16 protein-coding genes are annotated in these 15,530 nt (G+C 70.5%); 8 read left to right on the top strand and 8 right to left on the bottom strand.

Translation table 11 applies throughout. The features are described from left to right. Positions 1-90 precede the first annotated feature (90 nt). Complete coding sequence (locus AB0P17_RS27730) at positions 91-759, bottom strand: HAD family phosphatase (RefSeq protein WP_365814711.1); 669 nt, start codon at positions 757-759, stop codon at positions 91-93. Beyond that, complete coding sequence (locus tag AB0P17_RS27725; protein WP_365814709.1) at positions 756-2,873, bottom strand: transketolase; 2,118 nt, start codon at positions 2,871-2,873, stop codon at positions 756-758. Before AB0P17_RS27725 ends, AB0P17_RS27730 begins: the two co-directional genes overlap by 4 nt. 193 nt (positions 2,874-3,066) lie before the next feature. On the opposite strand from AB0P17_RS27725, the gene AB0P17_RS27720 reads away from it, so the two are divergent. The 5 genes from AB0P17_RS27720 to AB0P17_RS27700 all read left to right on the top strand — a co-directional run bounded on the left by AB0P17_RS27720 (position 3,067) and on the right by AB0P17_RS27700 (position 6,595). Beyond that, positions 3,067-3,795 (top strand): GntR family transcriptional regulator, encoded by a 729-nt coding sequence (locus tag AB0P17_RS27720; protein ID WP_365814707.1) that lies wholly within the window; start codon positions 3,067-3,069, stop codon positions 3,793-3,795. A 29-nt stretch (positions 3,796-3,824) separates the two neighbouring features. Next, positions 3,825-4,289 carry a PTS sugar transporter subunit IIA gene (locus tag AB0P17_RS27715; RefSeq protein WP_365814705.1) on the top strand — a complete coding sequence of 155 codons (465 nt, stop codon included), beginning with the start codon at positions 3,825-3,827 and terminating at the stop codon, positions 4,287-4,289. Next, positions 4,286-4,570: a PTS sugar transporter subunit IIB gene (locus AB0P17_RS27710; protein WP_365814703.1), complete on the top strand. Its 285-nt coding sequence runs from the start codon at positions 4,286-4,288 to the stop codon at positions 4,568-4,570. Before AB0P17_RS27715 ends, AB0P17_RS27710 begins: the two co-directional genes overlap by 4 nt. 217 nt (positions 4,571-4,787) lie before the next feature. After that, complete coding sequence (locus tag AB0P17_RS27705) at positions 4,788-6,197, top strand: PTS ascorbate transporter subunit IIC (protein WP_365814701.1); 1,410 nt, start codon at positions 4,788-4,790, stop codon at positions 6,195-6,197. Between the two features lie 113 nt (positions 6,198-6,310). Then, a complete protein-coding gene (locus AB0P17_RS27700; RefSeq protein ID WP_365814699.1) occupies positions 6,311-6,595 on the top strand; it encodes a hypothetical protein in 285 nt (94 codons plus the stop codon). Positions 6,596-6,657: 62 nt separating this feature from the next. Here AB0P17_RS27700 and AB0P17_RS27695 read toward each other — a convergent pair whose 3' ends face one another. Further along, positions 6,658-7,038, bottom strand: coding sequence for a helix-turn-helix domain-containing protein (locus tag AB0P17_RS27695; protein ID WP_365814697.1), 381 nt, complete (start codon positions 7,036-7,038; stop codon positions 6,658-6,660). Between the two features lie 129 nt (positions 7,039-7,167). On the opposite strand from AB0P17_RS27695, the gene AB0P17_RS27690 reads away from it, so the two are divergent. After that, on the top strand, positions 7,168-7,575 hold the full coding sequence (locus tag AB0P17_RS27690) for a RidA family protein (RefSeq protein ID WP_365814695.1): 408 nt from the start codon (positions 7,168-7,170) through the stop codon (positions 7,573-7,575). A gap of 101 nt (positions 7,576-7,676) precedes the next feature. On the opposite strand, the gene AB0P17_RS27685 is transcribed toward AB0P17_RS27690, so the two are convergent. The 4 genes from AB0P17_RS27685 to AB0P17_RS27670 form a co-directional block, all read right to left on the bottom strand. Then, a complete protein-coding gene (locus AB0P17_RS27685; RefSeq protein ID WP_365814693.1) occupies positions 7,677-8,876 on the bottom strand; it encodes a Gfo/Idh/MocA family oxidoreductase in 1,200 nt (399 codons plus the stop codon). Between the two features lie 55 nt (positions 8,877-8,931). Then, positions 8,932-10,287, bottom strand: coding sequence for an extracellular solute-binding protein (locus tag AB0P17_RS27680; RefSeq protein WP_365814838.1), 1,356 nt, complete (start codon positions 10,285-10,287; stop codon positions 8,932-8,934). Positions 10,288-10,397: 110 nt separating this feature from the next. Continuing rightward, positions 10,398-11,339, bottom strand: a complete 942-nt coding sequence (locus AB0P17_RS27675) for a carbohydrate ABC transporter permease (RefSeq protein WP_365814836.1) — start codon at positions 11,337-11,339, stop codon at positions 10,398-10,400. Positions 11,340-11,379: 40 nt separating this feature from the next. Next, complete coding sequence (locus tag AB0P17_RS27670) at positions 11,380-12,291, bottom strand: sugar ABC transporter permease (RefSeq protein ID WP_365814834.1); 912 nt, start codon at positions 12,289-12,291, stop codon at positions 11,380-11,382. Positions 12,292-12,537: 246 nt separating this feature from the next. On the opposite strand from AB0P17_RS27670, the gene AB0P17_RS27665 reads away from it, so the two are divergent. Both AB0P17_RS27665 and AB0P17_RS27660 read left to right on the top strand, forming a co-directional pair. Continuing rightward, positions 12,538-13,824, top strand: coding sequence for an ROK family transcriptional regulator (locus AB0P17_RS27665; protein WP_365814691.1), 1,287 nt, complete (start codon positions 12,538-12,540; stop codon positions 13,822-13,824). 106 nt (positions 13,825-13,930) lie between these two features. Next, positions 13,931-14,362 (top strand): ester cyclase, encoded by a 432-nt coding sequence (locus AB0P17_RS27660; protein ID WP_365814689.1) that lies wholly within the window; start codon positions 13,931-13,933, stop codon positions 14,360-14,362. 130 nt (positions 14,363-14,492) lie between these two features. On the opposite strand, the gene AB0P17_RS27655 is transcribed toward AB0P17_RS27660, so the two are convergent. Then, entirely contained in the window at positions 14,493-15,503 is a 1,011-nt protein-coding gene (locus AB0P17_RS27655) for an aldo/keto reductase (protein WP_365814687.1), read from the bottom strand. Positions 15,504-15,530 lie beyond the last annotated feature (27 nt).

Below are 15,530 nucleotides of genomic sequence, written 5' to 3'. Positions count from 1 at the left end.
GACCGGAACCGGCCTCTGCCTTTCTAGCAAGGATTCCGCGATCTCCGCCGGAAAGATCGGCACAGGGCCGGCCGCGGCGGCCGGCCCTGCCTACAGGCCGTTCGGTCCCTCCTCCACGAGCACCCGGAGGTCGTCGATCACCCCGTGGCTCGCATGGGCCAGAGCCTCGCGCGGGGTGGGGCCGCCCGCGTAACCGATGACCGGCATCCCCGCCGCCAGGGCCGCGGTGACGCCGGCCGGGCTGTCCTCGACGACCAGGCAGGCGGCCGGGGGGACGGCCAGGGTGTGGGCCGCGTGGAGGAAGAGGTCCGGGGCGGGTTTGCCGCGAGGGACGTCCTCGGCGCTGAAGACGCGGCCGGCGAAACGATTCCACAGGCCCGTGACCGTCAGCGAGTGCTCGATGCGGTCGTGGCCGCCGCTCGACGCGACGCAGTACGGGAGTTGCCGGGCGTCGAGCGCGTCCAGCAGCTCCCGTACGCCGGGCATGGTGAACGGGCGGGCCGTGAACGCGTCGCGGACACGGGCGCGGTAGAGGTCCAGCCACTCCGGGCCCAGCGGGGTACGGGCGTGGGCCCGTACCTGTTCGTAGAGGTACGGCTCGGGGCGGCCCAGGAAGCGTTCGCGCACCTCGTCGGGGGTGAGCGGCCACCCCGCCTCCGTGGCCAGTTCGGCGACGATGTCGGGGCCGATGCGCTCGGTGTCGACCAGGACACCGTCGCAGTCGAGGACGACGAGGCCGGTGCCCCGCGCGGGGATCAACGGGACCCTGCCGCGCCGAGCGAGTCGAGGGCCGCCGCGACGACCGCTTCCCGGGTCATGCCCATCGCCGTCATGGCGTCCGACGCCGACGCCGAGGTGCCGAACCCGTCGACGGTGACCGCCCGTCCGGCGTCCCCGATCAGGTCGTGCCAGCCGAAGACCGTCGCCGCCTCGACCACCACCCGGGCGCGGACGGCCGGCGGCAGGACCGTGTCGCGGTACGTGGCGTCCTGCTCGGCGAACCAGTCCTTGCACGGTACGGAGACCACGCGGGCGGCGATCCCCCGGCCGGCCAGTTCCTCCCGGGCCGCCAGCGCCAGCGCGACCTCGCTGCCGCTCGCCAGCAGCAGGACGTCCGGGGCGCCGGGCGCGTCGGCCACCACGTACGCGCCGCGCGCCACGCCCTCCCGTACGGCGGCGGGGTCCGTGTCCAGTACCGGCAGGCCCTGGCGGGCCAGGACGAGGCCGACCGGGCCCCGGCGGCCGAGCGCGGCGAGCCAGCCGGCCGCGGTCTCCGTGGCGTCGGCCGGGCGGACCACCGAGAGGCCGGGCATGGCACGCAGCGAGGCGAGATGTTCGACCGGCTGGTGGGTGGGGCCGTCGGCGCCGAGCGCCACCGAGTCGTGCGACCAGACGTGGACGACCGGCAGCCGCATCAGGGAGGCGAGGCGCAGCGAGGGGCGTTCGTAGTCCGAGAAGGTGAGGAAGGTGCCCGCGAAGGGGGTGTCGTAGCCGACGATGGCGATGCCGTTGAGCGCGGCGGCCATCGCGTGCTCCCGTACGCCCCAGTGGATGTTGCGCCCGACGAGGCCCGAAGTCCCCTCGGGGGTCTGCTCGTCGGCGGGGAGGAAGGAGCCGCCGGCCTTGATCGTCGTACGGTTCGAGTCGCCCAGGTCGGCGCTGCCGCCCCAGAGCCGCGGCAGGCGCTCCGCCAGCGCCTGGATGACGGTGCCCGACGCGTCGCGCGGCGCGATCACGGAGCCGGGCGGGAACGCGGGCAGCGCGTCGGCGGTCTCGGCCGGGTCGAGCGGGCGGATCGCGTGGGCGCGGGCGGCGGCGCGTTCGGGATGGGCCAGGGCCCACTGCTCCAGCGCCTTGTCCCAGGCGCGGTGCAGCGCGGCACCCCGGGCGAGGGCGCCCCTGGTGTGTTCGAGGACGTCCGCCGGGACGGTGAACGGCTCCTCCGCCACACCCAACAGCGCCTTGGTCGCGGCGACTTCGGCCGCGCCGAGCGGAGCGCCGTGCGCGGCGGGGGTGTTGACCGCGTTCGGCGCGGGCCAGGCGATCTGCGACTTCAGCACGATGAGGCTGGGCCGGCCGCCATGCTCCTTGCCGGTGGAGGCGGCGGTGAGCGCGGCGTCGAGGGCGCCGGTGTCGATGTCGCCGTCCGCGCCGAGCCCCACCCGCTGGACGAACCAGCCCTGCGCGGCGAAGCGCGCCGCCGTGTCCTCACGGGTCGTCAGGTCGGTGGAGCCCTCGATCTGGATGCTGTTGTCGTCCCAGACGACGACCAGGTTGTCCAGGCGGTGCCGGCCGGCGAGCGCGCCCGCCTCGTAGGAGATGCCCTCCTGGAGATCGCCGTCGGAGCACAGGACCCAGACCGTGCGGTCCGGGGCCCCGCCGCCCAGCCGGGACTCGTCGCGCTTGAGCGCCATCGCCATGCCCACCGCGGTGGCGACGCCCTGGCCGAGCGGTCCTGTCGTCATCTCGACGCCGGTGGTGTGGCCGAGTTCGGGGTGCCCCGGGGTCAGCGAGCCGAGTTGGCGGAAGCGCCGGAGGTCGGCCAACTCCAGTCCGTAACCGGTGAGATGGAGCTGCGTGTACTGAAGGATGCTGGCGTGCCCGCAGGACAGGACGAACCGGTCGCGGCCCTCCCACGCGGCGTCCGCCGGGTCGTGGCGTATGTGCCGCTGGAACAGCAGATGCGCGACGGGCGCGAGGGCGAGCGCGGTGCCGGGATGCCCCGACCCGGCGGCCTCCACGGCGTCCATCGCGAGGGCGCGCGCCACGGCCACGGCCCGCCGGTCCGCCTCGCCGAAGACGGAGAACGGGGCGGAGGCGGAGGAGGGGGAGGTGGGAGTGGAAGGAGAAGAGGCGGTGGGGTGGGCGGTCACGGCAGCTCCTTGGAGATCATGTCGTCATGATGACTTCGGACAACGTAACCCACCGCCGAAGACCCTCCCCTGAGCTGATAAAGCCTCAGGTCAGGCATCCCGCGGGTAACGCGAAAATTGCCTATTGACGTCTTCTGGGGTTCTGGTCATTATGACGTCTTGATGACGCAGGGACTCGACGAGGAGACCACGGATGGCCGAGCACAAGTACGCACAGGTGCGGGATCACCTGCTGCGCCGGGTGAGCGGTCTCCCCGTGGGCGGGCAGCTTCCTCCGGAGGCCGCGCTCTGCGAGGAGTACGCGGTGAGCCGCATCACACTGCGTCGCGCGGTCGAGGAGTTGGTCAATGACGGACACCTCATCCGTGAACACGGCCGGGGCACCTTCGTCACCCGGCCGCGGTACGCGCTGAAGCACCGCGAGCGGTTCGTCAGCGAGGTCACCGGCTTCTTCACCCAGATGAGCCGGCAGGGTCACACCGTCACCTCCGAGGTGCTCGTCCAGAAGCGGATGCGGGCGGGCGCGCGCCTCGGCGCCGCGCTGGACATCAGCCCGGCCGCGTCGGTCGTACGGCTGGAGCGGCTGCGCCGGGTCAACGGTGTGGTGCACCACCTCGCGGAGTCGTACGTCGAGGAGGAGCGGTTCGCGGACGTCCTGACCGCGGACTTCGCCACCACCTCGCTCTACGCGTACCTGCGGGCGCACCACGACGTGCTGCTCGCGCGGAACGAGATCGTCGTCGGGCTGCACACCTGCGACCGGCGTGAGGCGGAACTGCTGGGGGTCGAGGCGGGGTCGCCCCTGCTGCTCGCGACCTCGCGGGTGTTCGATCTCAACCGGAAACCCGTGATCCACGGGACGTCGAAGTTCCTGCCGGAGACGGCGGAGCTGTCCTTCGACATCATCGCCGACGCCGAGTAGCCAACGTAACCGTACGGAGTGTGCCGCACATGCTCAGCGAACTGCTGACCGAGGAGAAGATACGTTTCTCCAATGAGGTCCTGGACTGGCGCGAGGCCGTCGCCCAGGTCGCCGAACCCCTTCTCGACGCCGGTGACATCACCCCCGGCTACGTCGACGCCATGATCGAATCGATCGCCGCGGGCGGTACGTACATCAACCTCGGGTACGGGATCGCCCTGGCCCACGCCCGGCCCGAGGCCGGTGCCGTGCGGACCGCGATCTCGATGCTGCGGCTCACCGAGCGGCCCGCGCCGCTGCTGGACCTGCCCGAGCACGCGGTCGACCTCTACTTCTGCTTCGCGGCGGCCGACACCGCCGCGCACACCCAGGCCATGGCGTCACTGGCCCGCATCCTGTCGGACACGGAGACCCGCGAAGCACTGCGCGACGCGCGCTCCGCCGCCGACGTCACCCAGCTGATCACTCGATTCGAGGAGCGTGCTTCGAAATGACGAAGTTCCTGGCCATGTGCAGTACCGGGCTCGGCAGCAGTTTCATGGTGCGGATGAACATCGAGGACATCGTGCGGGAGCTCCAGCTCCCGGATGTCACGGTGGAACACACCGACATCAGCTCGGCCGGTCCCGAGAGCGCCGATGTGTTCTTCGTCGCCAAGGATCTGGCGGAGGCCGCGCAGGGGCTCGGCGATGTCGTGGTGCTCAACAGCATCATCGACAAGGACGAGCTGCGTGACGCGGTCAAGTCCGCGGCCGGGCGGCACGGACTGCTCTGAGCGTCCGTACGCCCGAGTGCCCCTCCCGGCAAGCTTTGCCCCGTCGGCGAACATTGCCGGTCGCGGCACCAGTCGTACGCCCGCTTCGTATGGCGGAGACCCACCGCCGACGTCCTGCCCCGTTGTGAGCCACCTCCCTGGTGGACCACCGCAGCGATCACAGTGACCCACCACACCGATCACGGCCGAGCCGTGCCCGTGGAGAGGCGTTTCCGCCATGAACAGCGTTCTGAACACCCTGCTCGACATATTCCGTGAGCCATCCGTCATCATCGGGCTGATCGCTCTGCTGGGGCTCGTACTCCAGCGCAAGTCCCTCTCCGACACCCTCAAGGGCACGATCAAGGCGTTCGTCGGATTCCTGGTGCTGGCCGCGGGCGCGGGCGTCGTCTCGGACGCCCTCACCCCCTTCGGCGAGATGTTCACGCACGCCTTCGGCGTCCAGGGCGTCGTACCGAACAACGAGGCGATCGTCGGCAAGGTCCTCACCGACTACGGCTCGCAGGCCGCCCTGATCTTCTTCTTCGGCATGGTCGTCAACGTCCTGCTGGCGCGCTTCACCCGGTTCAAGTTCATCTACATGTCCGGCCACGTCGCGCTCTACCTCTCCGCGATGATCGCCGTGATCCTCATCGCCAACGGCTTCAGCGCCTGGCAGGCCGTGCTCTGGGGCGCCCTCGCCCAGGGCCTGGTCACCACCCTCTCGCCCGCGCTGGTGCAGCCGTGGATGCGGCGCGTCACCAAGCAGGACAACGTGGCCCTCGGCCACACCGGCAACTTCGGCATCGCCACCAGCGGTCTGGTCGGCAAGCTCCTCGGCGACACCAAGAAGTCCACCGAGGACCTGAAGATCCCCAAGAACCTCGGCTTCCTGCGGGACACCACCGTCGTCATCGCCGTGTCGATGGGCGTCATCTACCTGCTCGTGACGCTGATCGCGGGCGCCGGTTACGTCGAGGACAAGCTGAGCGGCGGTCAGTGGTTCCTGCTCTGGGCGGTCATGCAGGCCGGGAAGTTCTCCGCCGGTGTCTTCATCATCCTGGCCGGTGTCCGCGTCGTACTCGCCGAGATCATCCCCGCGTTCAAGGGCATCTCCGAGAAGCTGGTCCCCAACGCCAAGCCCGCGCTCGACGTCCCGATCGTCTTCACCTTCGCCCCGAACGCCGTGCTCATCGGCTTCCTCGCCAGCTTCGCCGGCGGTCTGATCGGCATGGGCGTGCTCGTCGCGGTCGGCGGCACGATCATCATCCCCGGCATCGTCGCGCACTTCATGACGGGCGCCGCCTCCGGCGTCATCGGCAACGCGACCGGCGGCCGGCGCGGCGCGGTGCTCGGCGCCATGACCAACGGTCTGATGATCACCTTCCTGCCGCTGCTCGTCCTGCCCTTCCTGGGCGATGTCGGCCTGGCCAACTCCACCTTCTCCGACGCGGACTTCGGTGTCTCAGGCTTCCTGCTCGGCAGCGCCGTACGGTTCGGCCACGCCGCGGTGATCGTGCTGATCCTCGCCTCGCTGGTGGCGGTCTTCGTCGGCAGCGCGCTCACCACCCGCCGGGAGGCCGCGAAGGCCGCCGCCACGCCGGAGGCGGACGGGGACGCGGAGGCGGCGCGGCAGCCGGTGAGTTGATCCCGGTGTCGGTGCCTCTGCCCCGACTCCCGCCCGCGTCCGCCCCTCCCGGGATCCCGGGAGGGGCGGACCCGCTTGCCGGGCCCGGCCGCCGTTCGTCTAGCCTCCCGTGCATGCTCTGGTACGAAGCGCAAGCGAATGACAACGCCTTGCTCGTCTTCGACGGCAGTGTGCTGGAGGTGTTCGGTCTCTCCGGAACCCACCGCTATCACATCTGGCAGGAGCCCCGGCTGCAGTTCAGCGACGGGGCGCGGCCGCGCGTGACGATCATTCCGCGCCGGGGGCCCTGTCTCTCACTCGCGTACGACGCCCACCGCCTCGACGGGCTGCGCGCGCTCGCGGACCGGCTGGCGCGGGTCCGGGCGGCGGCGTCCGGGGAGCGGGAGCCCGCGGGCTGAGCCACGCGTACGGGGAGCGGGAGCCCGCGGGCTGAGCCACGCGTACGGGGAGGCGCCGCCCGTCAGGCGTCGAAGCCGCTGCGGGACGCCTCGATGTGGGCGAAGTACCGGTGGGTCCAGTCGCACATGGCGTCGACGGTCGACCGCAGGGCCTGGCCCGGCTCGGTGAGCGTGTACTCGACCCGCGGCGGCACCGTGGGGTGCACCGTCCGTATGACCAGGCCGTTGCGCTCCAGCAGGCGCAGGTTCTGGGTGAGCATCTTGTGGCTGATGCCCTCGACCTCGTCGCGCAGTGCGCTGAAGCGCAGGGTGCGCTCACCGAGGGTCTCGATGATCAGGAGCGCCCACTTGTTGGCGATGTCCGAGAAGATCTCCCGCGCCAGGGAGTCCGCGCGCCGGAGATCGGCCTCGTCGGGCGAGCCGCTGTTCTGCTTGGTCACCATCTGGTTCCCCAGTCACCGAAAAGTGCGTTCTTCCATGTCAGCGCTCACTCTCCTACGGTTTCCGGGTAACCACAAGAGACCACGAGAGGCGTCGAGAGGCGTCGAGAGACCACAGAAGAGGCGAGAAGCATGACCATCACCCTGGTGAACCCCGACGGACTGCCGAAGGTCGATCTCTACCGTCAGGTGTCGGTCGCGACGGGATCGAGGCTGGTCTCCGTCGCCGGACAGGTCGCCTGGGACGCCGACGGGGTCACCGTCGGCGCGGGCGACCTCACCGCGCAGGTCGAGCAGTGCTACCTCAACGTCGGCACCGCGCTGGCCGGGGTCGGTGCCACCTTCGGCGACGTGACGAGGCTGACCGTCTACCTCGTCGACTGGACCCCGGACAAGATGCCCCTGATCGAGGCGGGGGTCGCCCGGGCGGCGGCGAAGCTGGGGGTCACCCCGGTCCCGCCGCTCACCGGGATCGGGGTCGCCGCCCTGGCCGCACCCGATCTCCTGGTCGAGGTCGAAGCCACCGCGGTCCTCGACTGAGCGGGGGTGAGCCGGCCCTTCCCGGCCGGCTCACCCCGTACGCGATCCCCGTACGCGATCTTCTTGCCGGTGCGGCTCCCGGCCCGGCTCCCGCCCCGCTCCTACCGCTCGGGCGCGTCCCCGAAGTCGGGGACCGGGAGCCGTTCCCCGCCCTTCAGCGCCGACGCGTGCGCGACGATCCCCGGCAGGGTGTAGCGCGCCGCGACCCACGCGTTGACCGGCGGCAGGGTGCCCGTACCCACGGCGGTCACGAAGTCGTCCGCGAGGAAGTGGTGGCTTCCCTCATGGCCGTTCGAGACGTTGCTGAACTCCTCCGGCAGCCGGGACCGGTCGTGCACCGGTGCCGAGCCCGACGTGAAGGCGTCCCGCAGCGCGGGGGCGACATGTTCCAGCGACGGGTCGTCGGGGGAGAGGGTCGGCTTGGGCCGGAGGTGGTCCGTGACGTCCTGGACACCCTCCTTGTCCTGCCACAGGCTGACCGTGGCGAGCTGCTCCAGGCTTCCCTCCGTACCGAAGAACCGGAAGCGCGACTCCCGGATGTGCGACGGGTAGCCCACGCGCCGGAACTCGTTGATACGGAAGGAACCGCCGCCGGCGACCTCGAACAGCGCCGTCGCGTTGGAGAAGTCGTTGTCGAACCGGCTGACGTCCTTGTCGAAGACCCCGTCCCCCCGCTCGTCCCTGACCCCGATCGCCGAGACGCTCACCGCGTGCGTCCGCCAGGCGCCGAGCACGCCGCCCACCGAGTGGGTCGGGTAGAGGAGGGGCGGGTAGCTGGCGGTCGACTTCCACTCCTCGCCGCCGCTGTACCGGTACGCCTCGTAGAAGCCCAGGTCCATGTCGTGGACGTAGTCGCCCTCGGCGTGGAAGATCCGGCCGAACGCGCCGTCCGCGACCTGGTCACGGGCGTACACGGTGGCCGGGTTGTACTGGCTGGTCTCGCCCATCATGTACGTCAGGCCGGTCTCCCGTACGGCCTCGATGATCGCGGCGATCTCCTCCTCGGAGACGGCCATTGGCACCGCCGAGTACACATGCTTCCCGGCGCGCAGCGCCCGGACGACGAGCGGGCCGTGCGTCCAGCGCTGGGTGAAGACCGCGACGGCGTCGACGTCCGAGTCGAGCAGGGCGTCGAAGGACGGCAGGGTGCCGGCGAGGTCGTACTCGGAGACCAGCTTCTCGGCCCGCTCGGGGAGCAGATCGGTCGCGTAGATGTCGCCGACGCCGGGGTGGAGGCGCCAGAGCTTCGCGAACTGCCCCGCGAACTGGCCGGCGCCGACAATGCCGAGGGAGAAGGACATGACACACCTTTCGTGGTTGTTGTCGCTGTGAGTGGCCGGCGGCCGGGACTGTGTCTCAGCCGCCCTGCGAGAGGATGAGGTTGATCTGCCGGTTGGTCGTGGTGAGACCGCCCACCGGCGCGCCGTTGGCGTACACGTTCTGCATGGCGGGGCGCATGAGCCCGGCGACGTCCGCCGCGTAGTTGGTGATGGGGAACGAGAACGTCGTCCCGTCCGCGACCGGCCGCGTGAAGGCCGTGACGTCGATGCCCTCCTTCCGGTAGGCCGCGATCGCCGCGTCCGTACCCGCCTTGGTGGCCGGGAAGACGCCGCCCTGCCGCCCGATCACCGTCTGGCAGGCGTCGGAGGCGAGATACGCCACCCACTTCTGGGCGGCGGGCTTCTTCGCGCCGCGCTTGGTGAGGGAGTCGGCGAGGCCGTTCTGCATCGTGGCGCGCTCGCCGGAGGGGCCGACGGGGGTCAGGGCGGTGCGTGCGTCGATGCCCTTGAAGCCGTAGATGGTCTTGGTCATCCAGGAGCCGTGCAGCGCGATCGCCGCCTTGCCCGAACCGAGCTGTACGTCGGCCCGGTTGGACTCGGAGAAGACGGTGTACGGGGCGAGGTACCCCTTCTCCGCGAGGCCGAAGTACCAGTCGATCGTGGACTGGAAGACCTTCTCGTCGTAGTTGTAGCGCGTTCCCCACGCCTTCTTGTCGGTGTAGCTCCACCCGGCCGAGGCGGCGAAGGCGCTCCACTGCGTCTGGCCGTCGCCCTCGCCCGCGTCGTTGCTGGCCAGCCCGTACGTCCTGACGTTGTTCCTGTCGAAGCCGGGCTCGTCGCCGCGCCGGCCCTTGGTGTCGACGGTGAGGCGGGCGACGGTCTTCTCGAAGGTGCCGCCGTCGACCGGGTTCCAGTCGAGGGAGTTGAGGGTCTTGGCGGAGATGCCCGCGGCGTCGGTCTTCTTCTTGTCGTAGAACATCGCGATGGTGTCCCAGTCCTTGGGCGCGCCGTAGCGATGGCCGTCCTGGCCGACCCAGGAGGCGGCGAGGCCGGGCTGGTAGTCGGAGTCCTCGATGCCCCGGGTGGCGGGCAGTCGGTCGAGGGGAGCGAGCACGTCCAGGTCGATGAATTGCGCGAACTTGGTGATGTGGTCGGTGAAGACGTCCGGCTCGGTGCCCGCGATCATGCTCGCGGTGAGCTTGGTCCAGTAGTCGTCCCAGTGGGTCTGGGAGAAGGCGACCCGGACGCCCGGGTTCTCCTTCTCGAACCCCTTGGCGCACGCCTCGTATCCGGGCAGCTGGTTGGAGTCCCAGAGCCAGTACGAGACGGTGTCGCGGGAGGCGGCGGAGGACGAGGAGTCCTGCGCGCCGCACCCGGCGGCGAGGAGCGAGAGGGACACGGCACCGACGAGGGCGGCCGACCTCCGGGACATCCGCCGGGGCATCCGCCGGGGCGCCTGCTGCGGCATCTGCTGGGAAGGTCCGTGCGGGCCGCGTGCGGCGGCGCCGGCCCCGGAGCGTGAACTGGTCACTTGGTACCGCCTCACTTGAGTCCGCTGAAGCCGATGGAGTTGACGATCCGCCGCGCGAAGGCCCCGAAGAGCACGAGCATCGGCAGCGCGGCGACCAGCGTCGCGGCCATCAGCCCGGCCCAGTCCGCGCCCGACTGCGGGGCCTGCGACCGGAAGACCGACAGGGCCACGGTCAGGACGCGCGAGCTGTCGCTGTACGAGACCATCAGCGGCCAGAAGTAGTCGTTCCACGCCGTGATGTACGTGAGGACGCCCAGGGTGGCCATGGGTGCGGACGCCATGGGCAGGGCGAGCCGGAAGAAGATCCGTACCTTCCCCGCGCCGTCCAGCAGCGCGGCCTCCTCCAGCTCCCGGGGCAGGTTCATGAAGAACTGTCGCAGGAAGAAGACCGCGAACGGCGTCATGAACATCGTCGGCAGGGCGATCCCGAGGAGGGTGTCCACCAGGCCGAGTTCCTTCACCAGGACGAAGTTCGGCAGGAGGGTGAAGATGGACGGCACCATCAGCCCGGCGAGGAAGAGCCCGAAGACCCGGTCCCGGCCGCGCCAGCGCAGCCGGGCGAAGGCGTAGGCGGCCATGGCGGAGAACATGAGCTGACAGGCCGTCACGAGCGTCGCCACGAAGGTGGAGTTGACGAGGTAGCGCCAGAAGTTCAGGGAGCCGCCGGAACCCCCCTGGGCGAGCGCCTCCTCCGTGTTCTGCAACCCGAAGACCCGCTCGAATCCACCCCAGCTGAATTCCACGGGAAGCGGGTTGCCCGGGTCGGTGGTGAGCCCGGAGTTCGAGGAGAGGGCCGTACGCGCGATCCAGTAGAAGGGCAGCACGGTGATGAGCACGACCGCGACCATCACCGCCCAGGCGGCGATCCGGCCGGGCGAGGGCCGGCGCCGCACCGGTGTCGCGGACCTGGGTACGGGTGCGGGCGCGGGGGCGTCGGACGGCGCGGGCGTCAGGACAGCCACGGCACAACTCCTTCGTACGGGGGCGGGCGCATCAGCCGAGGTCCGTCTCGCCGGCCCGGGTGACCCGGTACTGGATGATCGTGATCACGCTGAGGACGGCCAGCAGCGCCACGGACATGGCGGACGCGTAGCCGAACTGGAAGCGCCCGAACGCCGAGTCGTAGATGTAGAGCTGGAGGACATTGCTGGCGTTGGCGGGGCCGCCGGGGCCGGACGTGGCCACCGCCACGGTGTCGAAGACCTGGAACGAGCCGATGACCGTCATGATCAGGACCACCGCGAGGACCGGCCGCAGCAGCGGCAGCGAGATCCGCCAGAACATCCGCACCTCACCGGCGCCGTCCACCCGCGCGGCCTCGTACACATCGCCGGGGATGGCCTGGAGCCCGGCGAAGAGCAGCAGGGCCGTGTAGCCGACGTGGCGCCACACGTTGATCAGCGCGACGCTCGGGATGACCCATTCCTGGCTCGCGAGGAAGGCGATGCGGTCGAAGCCGAGCGCCCCCAGGATCTCGTTGCCGATGCCGGTCTGGGTGTCGAGGATCCAGAGGAAGACGACGCCGGCGACGACGTTGGAGACCAGGTACGGGGTGAGGACGACGGAGCGCAGGAGGGCGGAATTGGTCAGCCGCTGCATGAGGACGGCGATGCAGAGGGCGGCGACCGTCTGGACGCCGATGTTGATGAAGACGTATTCAAGGGTGACGCGCAGGGATCCCCAGAAGATGGGGTCGTCGATCATCCGGCGGTAGTTGTCCAGGCCGGCCCACTCGGCGGGCGTCAGCAGGTTGTAGCGGGTGAAGCTCAGATAGATGCCGCGCAGGGTGGGCCAGAGCAGGAAGACCAGGAAGCCGAGCAGGGCCGGGGCGATGAAGACCGCCGCGAGGAGCCCGTCCCGGCGCCCGCCGCCGTCGGTGTTCCTGGTCTGCGCGGTCTTCGGCATCACCTTGGTGCCGGGCGCCGCGCGGCCCGATGGCGCGCCGTGTGAGGCGACAGTCATCAGAGACTCCCTTGTCCATGACTCGTCCTCGGAGGTGGGGGTTACTTTCGTACTGAAAGAATTGCCGCGTCAAGGGGTGTGTTGAGGTGAGTTCTAGGCTCGGAAGTTTCGGTGTGGAGGTCCAGTTTCTTCCGTGGTGAAATAAAATGAGGGTGCCGGTCCTGGCTACGATGAACCGGGAGCACCGTCATGGACTCCACTGGGAGCGACTGGAGCAAGGGGAACACGGGCATGCTTTCCGCCAGTTGGGCACCGCTGAGCCCCGCCGAGCGCGCGGTGGCGATCGAGGTGCTGACGCACGGCCCGGTGTCGCGCAGCGAGATCGCCAGGAAGCTGAACCTCTCGGCGGGCAGCCTCACCCGGCTCACCAAGCCGCTGATCGAGTCGGGCCTGCTGGTGGAGGACCCGCCCCCGGCGTTCTCGCCGGTCAGGGGAGAGTCTCCCGCCCCCGCCCTCTCCCCTTCCCCGTCCGCCTCCGCTTTCCCGTCTCCCGCTCCCCCTCCCCCTCCCGCCACGCGGCAGGGACGCCCCTCCCAGCCGCTGGACGTCGTCGCGGACTCCCGTTTCTTCGCCGGGTTCAAGGTCACCGAGGACACGGTCTACGGGGTGGTGACCAACCTCAGGAGCGATGTCGTCGCCGCCCGCGCGCGTTCCCTCCGTAGCCGCGAGCCGGTGGACGTGGCCGACCTCCTGCACGCGATGACCGCGGACTTCGCGGTGGAGTTCCCGCGGCTGGCCGGGATCGGCGTCGGCATCGGCGGCCATGTCATCGGCCCGGATCGCGCGGTCACGTCCCCCTTCCTCGGCTGGGAGGGCGCCCCCTTCGCAGACCTCCTCGAACAGCGCACGGACCTGCCCGTCGTCGTCGAGAACGACGTGGCGGCGCTGGTCGAGTCGGAGGCGTGGTTCGGCGCGGGGCGTGGCCTGGACCGTTTCGCGGTCCTCACCATCGGCGCCGGGGTCGGTTACGGTCTGGTCATCGGCGGCCGGCTGGTCCGCTCCGGCGACGACGGCCGGGGCATCGGGCGCCGCTGGATCGTCAACCCGTACGGCCCTCTCACCCCGGACGGAGACCGTGGCAGCGCCGTCTCGCTGCTCTCCATCCCGAGCATCCGCTACCAGGTCGCGGCGGCCACCGGCCGGGACCACACGTACGAGGAGATCCTCACCCTCGCCGCCGCGGGGCACCCCCTTGCGGCCCGTGTGATCGACGAGGCGGCGCGCGCGCTCGGCACGGTGGTGGCGCAGATCGCCAACTTCGCCATGCCGCAGAAGATTCTCCTCGCGGGGGAGGGCGTGGGCCTGGTCGAGGTGGCGAACCCGGCGATCGACGAGGCGATCGCCGCCAACCGCCACCCGCTCGCGGAACCGGTCGCGCTGGAGACCAAGATCTCCGACTTCAACGACTGGGCCCGGGGCGCGGCGGTCCTGGCGATCCAGATCCTGGTGCTGGGCCGGCCGAAGACATCGCAGTGAAGGAACGGCCGCTGCGCGGGGCCGGTGCACGTTCGTCGATGTCACATCGGGGAGGGGCCGTTCCGTCAGGGATGTGCGACCACCGGCACTGCGGAGGAGTTTCCCCATGGCAGACAGCAACAAAGCGACGTTCAGGCGCTTCCACGACGTCCTGAACAGTGGTGACGCGGAGGCCATTTCGAAGATCATCGACGAGGTCGTCGCGCCGGACCTGCTCTTCCACGCGCCCGTACCGATGGGCGCGACGGGGGTGCAGGCGCTCAAGAAGGTGTGGACGGTGCTCCTTCGCGCGTTCCCCGACCTCCGTGTCGAGATCGAGGACGTGATCGCCGAGGGGGACAAGGTGGTCGTCCGAAACACGGTGACCGGGACCCACCGGGGCGAGTACCGGGACCTCCCGCCCACCGGCAGGTCCGTCAGGTACGACGAGATCTTCATCTTCCGCTTCGCGGGCGGCCGGATCGCCGAGGTCTGGGGCGTCGTCGATGTCTTCGCGCAGATGCGGCAGCTCGGCGTGCTCCCCGGGGACGCTCCGTGAGGACGCGGTCCTGGCCTTGCGTGACGTAACCGCTCCCTCCCCGCGGGCCGGTGGGGAGGGAGCGGCTGGTCCGGACGGGACCGGCCCGGCGGTCCGGCGGTCCGGGCGGGGCCGGCGCCCGTGCCGTCGGTTACCGCCAGTCCGGCATCACGGCCGCGGAGTAGCGGGATCCTGCCGCCCCGTGCGGCAGGATCTCCTCGATACGGCGGAGATCCTCGGGCGAGAGGGTGACCTGGGCGGCGGCCACGTTCTCCGCCAGCCGTCGTGGGCTGCGGGTGCCCGGGATGGGCACGATGTCGTCGCCCTGCGCGAGCAGCCAGGCCAGGGCCAGCTGGGTGACCGCGATGCCCTTGCCCTCCGCCAGGGCGGTCAGCTCGCGGACCGCGGCGAGGTTCTTCTCGTAATTGCCGGGCTGCCAGCGGTCGTCCTGACCGCGCATGTCGTCGGCGGGGTAGTCGGCGGCCGGTTTGACGGCGTCGGTGAGGAAGCCGCGGCCGAGGGGCGAGTACGGCACGAAGCCGATGCCCAGTTCCCGGACCACCGGCAGGATGTCGGTCTCCACGGCCCGCTCGAACACCGAGTACTCCGTCTGCAGCACCGAGACCGGCTGGACCGCGTGGGCCCGCCGGATGGTGTCGGGGCCGGCTTCGCTCAGCCCGAAGTGGCGCACCTTGCCTTCGGCAATCAGCTCTCCGACCGTGCCGGCCACGTCCTCGATGGGTACGTCCGGGTCCACGCGGTGCTGGTAGAGCACGTCGAGGCGGTCGGTGCCGAGGTGGCGGAGGCTGCTCTCGGCGACCTCGCGGATGTGCTCGGGACGGCTGTCGAAAGCGGTTCCGACCCTGGCCGGGTCGCTGAGGTCGAAGCCGAACTTGGTGGCGAGCAGGATGTCGTCGCGGAAGTCCTTCACGGCGCGGCCGAGGAGCTGTTCGTTGCTGCCGGTGCCCAGGCCGTACAGCTCCGCGGTGTCGAAGAGGGTGACGCCGAGTTCGTGGGCGCGGTGGATCGTGGCGATGCTGCTCCGCTCGTCCGGGGCCCCGTAGGCGAAGGTCATGCCCATGGTGCCGAGGCCGATCGCCCCGGCCTGGAGCCCCTGACCGCCCAGAGTCCGGCGGGGGAGGTTCGTCGTGTCGTATGCCATGCCCTCGACGCTAGGGACACGGAGTCC

Origin of the sequence: Streptomyces sp. NPDC088124 (genome assembly GCF_040685895.1) — a bacterium.
Classification (GTDB): Bacteria; Actinomycetota; Actinomycetes; order Streptomycetales; family Streptomycetaceae; genus Streptomyces.
Note: the sequence above shows the minus strand (reverse complement) of the source record. Positions and strands in the feature narration are given on the sequence as shown.

Bases quoted from the DNA above. Each gene is read 5' to 3' on its own strand.
- AB0P17_RS27720 (WP_365814707.1), top strand. From the start codon at position 3,067: ATGGCCGAGCACAAGTACGCACAGGTGCGGGATCACCTGCTGCGCCGG.
- AB0P17_RS27715 (WP_365814705.1), top strand. From the start codon at position 3,825: ATGCTCAGCGAACTGCTGACCGAGGAGAAGATACGTTTCTCCAATGAG.
- AB0P17_RS27710 (WP_365814703.1), top strand. From the start codon at position 4,286: ATGACGAAGTTCCTGGCCATGTGCAGTACCGGGCTCGGCAGCAGTTTC.
- AB0P17_RS27705 (WP_365814701.1), top strand. From the start codon at position 4,788: ATGAACAGCGTTCTGAACACCCTGCTCGACATATTCCGTGAGCCATCC.
- AB0P17_RS27700 (WP_365814699.1), top strand. From the start codon at position 6,311: ATGCTCTGGTACGAAGCGCAAGCGAATGACAACGCCTTGCTCGTCTTC.
- AB0P17_RS27695 (WP_365814697.1), bottom strand. From the start codon at position 7,038: ATGGTGACCAAGCAGAACAGCGGCTCGCCCGACGAGGCCGATCTCCGG.
- AB0P17_RS27690 (WP_365814695.1), top strand. From the start codon at position 7,168: ATGACCATCACCCTGGTGAACCCCGACGGACTGCCGAAGGTCGATCTC.
- AB0P17_RS27685 (WP_365814693.1), bottom strand. From the start codon at position 8,876: ATGTCCTTCTCCCTCGGCATTGTCGGCGCCGGCCAGTTCGCGGGGCAG.
- AB0P17_RS27680 (WP_365814838.1), bottom strand. From the start codon at position 10,287: ATGTCCCGGAGGTCGGCCGCCCTCGTCGGTGCCGTGTCCCTCTCGCTC.
- AB0P17_RS27670 (WP_365814834.1), bottom strand. From the start codon at position 12,291: ATGCCGAAGACCGCGCAGACCAGGAACACCGACGGCGGCGGGCGCCGG.
- AB0P17_RS27665 (WP_365814691.1), top strand. From the start codon at position 12,538: ATGGACTCCACTGGGAGCGACTGGAGCAAGGGGAACACGGGCATGCTT.
- AB0P17_RS27660 (WP_365814689.1), top strand. From the start codon at position 13,931: ATGGCAGACAGCAACAAAGCGACGTTCAGGCGCTTCCACGACGTCCTG.
- AB0P17_RS27655 (WP_365814687.1), bottom strand. From the start codon at position 15,503: ATGGCATACGACACGACGAACCTCCCCCGCCGGACTCTGGGCGGTCAG.